This window comes from Stenotrophomonas sp. STEN022 (genome assembly GCF_056760155.1).
This window is the reverse complement of sequence record NZ_JBRREG010000179.1, coordinates 1-3,165: the sequence shown is the minus strand read 5'-3', so window position 1 is coordinate 3,165 and position 3,165 is coordinate 1. Positions and strand designations below refer to the sequence as shown.

The window sequence follows — 3,165 nt, the reverse complement described above, 5'->3', positions numbered from 1 at the left end:
CCCTCCCCTTCGCTACGCGGAAGGGAGGGAGTAGCAGCGGCCCCCCGGCCATCCAAAAGATGCCGAGAACAGCCCCCTCCCTTTCGCGCAGCGAAGGGGAGGGTTGGGGAGGGGTGCTCTTGGCTTCAAAGCTTGTTGCTGTCGCCTAGAAGCTACGTCCCGCCAAAAACCACCATCCCTTTAAACCGCCTTACCCCCGGCAGCCACAATCGCCTGCTCGATCTCCTGCGCATTCACCGGCCCCAGGAACTGCCTGGCGACCTTGCCGTCCGGCCCGATCAGGTAGGTCATCGGCAAGCCACGCGGCGTCGCGAAATCCTTGGGTGGGCTGAAGGTATCGATGATCGCAATCGGGTAGGCCACCGGGTGCTCCTTCAGGAACGCCTGCATCTCGTCCAGCTCGATGTCCTCATACGCCAGGCCAACCACTTCCACATTGCTGCGCATGGCGTGCAGCGCCGACAACTCCGGCATCTCCTGCAGGCAGGGCGCACACCAGGTGGCCCAGAAATTCACCACCACCCACTGCCCACGGTGACTGGCCAGGTCATAGGTCTTGCCGTCAACGGTCGGCACCTGCAATTGCGGTATTTCCACCGTCTGCTGGACCACGCCGGGCTGGGTCGCCTCGGGCGTGGCCGGTGCCTCGGGTGCGGCAGCCGGTGCGGCGACAGGTGCCTGCTCGGGCTTGCACGCTGCCAGGGCCAGTGCCAGCAGCGCGACGGGAACAAACTTCTTGATCATCGACTCTCTCCGCGCTCTACATAGATGTCGTCCACCCGGCGTTTGAGCAGTTCGCGCAACGGCAGACGTAGTTGATCCAGGGCATTGCAGGCCGCTTGCCCGAGGCTGTCCTCGCGCATCGGCAGGTATTCCTCGGCGGCGGGAATACGCAGCTGCGCGCTTTCATACAGTTCATGCAGGCTGATGCTGTCCAGGTCGCGCGCCAGCAACCATTCACCACGCTCGTCACGGCGCAGCACGCCAATAGCTTCCATCTGCTCCAGCAACTGCTGAAGCAGGGAGTCGGTGAGCATGGGTTCCAGCAGCAACAGCTGGTCTTCATCCAGCCCCTGCCCTCGCTGCCGCGCCTCGCGGAAGCGCCCCAGCAGACGCAGCAGGCCATAAAGCTCGCAGCCCTGCGGCAGCCGCATTGCCACTGGTTGATAGCGGAAGGCGGCGATCGACGAGGCCAGTGACGCGCCCAGCAGGACCGACACCCAGCTCAGGTAGATCCACAGCAACAGGATGGGCACGAAGGCCACCGTGCCGTAGAGCTTCTGATAGGACTGGAAACTGCCCAGGTACAGGCCCATGCCCCACTTCACCAGCTCCAGCATCAGCACCGCCAGCAGCGCACCGGGAATGGCATGGCGCCACTTCACTGTGTGGTGTGGCACTACCCGGTAGATCAGCACCACACAGACGAACTCGATCAGCACCGGTGCCAGGCGCAGGCCAAGATCGGCCAGCCAGCGGCCCTCGGTGGTGCCAAACAAGGGCAGCGACAACACTTTGGCCGAGATCGCCAACGAGGCGGCGGCCAACAAGGCACCAAGCGTCAGCACCGTCCAATAGACCAGGAAGCGGGTCAGCTGCGGTCGCGCCGAGGCCACCCGCCAGATCCGGTTGAAGGTCTGCTCAACGCTGTTGAGGGTGATCAGCAACGACACCACCAGGGCCAGGAAACCGGCGGCGGTCAGCTGCCCGGCGCTGGCCGAGAACTGTTTCAGGTAGCCTTCGGCCGCACGTGCCGCCGAGGGCACGAAATTGGAGAACACATAGTCGCTGAGCGCCTCGCTCCAACGATCGAACATCGGGAACGCCGACAGCACTCCGAACACGACAATAGCCAACGGCACCAGCGCGAACACCGTGGTGTAGGCCAGCGAACCGGCGGCCTGGAACAGGCGGTCGTCGAGGAAGCGCTTCCACAGGAAGCGGCCGAAACTGACGTTGCGCGCCCGGTCACGCAGGCGCTCCATCCATAGGTTGAGTGAATCCAAAGGTTCCATTCGGCAAGGGTACCCGATGCAAAGCGCGGCCCGCATCGTTGATACTGCCGGTTCCTGTAAGAGTGAGCGAATGCTGCGATGGCGGAAATCCTGGTGCTTTACTACAGCCGTGGCGGTTCGGTGGCCCGGCTGGCGCGGCAGATCGCCCGCGGTATCGGCGAGGTGCCGGGCATGAGCGCCCGCCTGCGAACGGTGCCGCCGGTCGCTGCCGTCACCCAGACCAGTGCCCCGCCCGTACCAGAGGACGGCGCCCCCTATGTGGACATCGCCGATCTGGCCGAATGCGATGGCATCGTGCTCGGCAGCCCCACCCGCTTCGGCAACATGGCCGCGCCGGTCAAGCACTTCCTCGACGGCCTGGGCGCGGAATGGGTCAACGGCACCCTGGCCGGCAAGCCGGCAGCGGTGTTCACCTCCACCGCCTCGATGCATGGCGGCCAGGAGTCGACCCTGTTGTCGATGCACCTGCCGCTGCTGCACCACGGCTGCCTGATCGTCGGCATCCCCTTCACCGAGCCGGCGCTGAGTCACACCAGCAGCGGCGGCACGCCGTATGGCGCCAGCCATGTGGCCGGCAGCCAGGATGATCCGCAGCCCACCGACGATGAGGCGGTGCTGGCGCGGGCATTGGGCCGTCGGGTGGCCGATATCTCCCGGCGTCTGGTGCAATGAGCGGCCGCAGCCGCGACCTGATCCTGGCCTTGGCACTGGCACTGTTGGCCGGCCTGTATGCGTGGTGGTTCCGCGCCGACCGCCACCTGCTGGCGGTGGCCTTGGTGTTCGTGGCGCCGCCGGTACTGTTGCTGCTGGGCGTACTGGCACAGCGCGCGGTGGCGCGCTTCTGGGCAGGGGTATTGGCGCTGTTCTGGTTCAGCCACGGCGTGATGAGTGCCTGGAGCCACCGCGAGACTGCCCTTTACGCATGGATCGAGATCGCCCTGGCGCTGCTGATCGTGGCCCTGGTCAGTATCCCCGGCATGCGCGCGCGCTTTGCCGCCAAGAAGGCCCGGTGAGTCCACCGTGTGGAGCCGAGCCATGCTCGGCTGGGGCTGTCCCGACAATCCACCTGTAGAGCCGCGCCCTGCGCGGCGGAAGGGTTTACGAAGAGCCGGGTTGTGGGCGCGGGGCCCACCCCCCAGCCGGGCTCCCC

4 protein-coding genes are annotated in these 3,165 nt (G+C 65.8%); 2 read left to right on the top strand and 2 right to left on the bottom strand.

The window, feature by feature from the left end:
* Positions 1 to 180 precede the first annotated feature (180 nt).
* Both ACVOMF_RS20705 and ACVOMF_RS20700 read right to left on the bottom strand, forming a co-directional pair.
* Positions 181 to 744 carry a TlpA family protein disulfide reductase gene (locus tag ACVOMF_RS20705; protein WP_481510947.1) on the bottom strand — a complete coding sequence of 188 codons (564 nt, stop codon included), beginning with the start codon at positions 742 to 744 and terminating at the stop codon, positions 181 to 183.
* Positions 741 to 2,015 (bottom strand): YihY family inner membrane protein, encoded by a 1,275-nt coding sequence (locus ACVOMF_RS20700; protein ID WP_481510946.1) that lies wholly within the window; start codon positions 2,013 to 2,015, stop codon positions 741 to 743. The genes ACVOMF_RS20705 and ACVOMF_RS20700 overlap by 4 nt, the downstream gene beginning before the upstream one ends.
* A gap of 78 nt (positions 2,016 to 2,093) precedes the next feature.
* Here ACVOMF_RS20700 and wrbA point away from each other — a divergent pair, with 78 nt between their 5' ends.
* On the top strand, positions 2,094 to 2,687 hold the full coding sequence (gene wrbA / locus ACVOMF_RS20695; protein ID WP_481510945.1) for an NAD(P)H:quinone oxidoreductase: 594 nt from the start codon (positions 2,094 to 2,096) through the stop codon (positions 2,685 to 2,687).
* A complete protein-coding gene (locus tag ACVOMF_RS20690; protein WP_481510944.1) occupies positions 2,684 to 3,028 on the top strand; it encodes a DUF2069 domain-containing protein in 345 nt (114 codons plus the stop codon). Before wrbA ends, ACVOMF_RS20690 begins: the two co-directional genes overlap by 4 nt.
* Positions 3,029 to 3,165 lie beyond the last annotated feature (137 nt).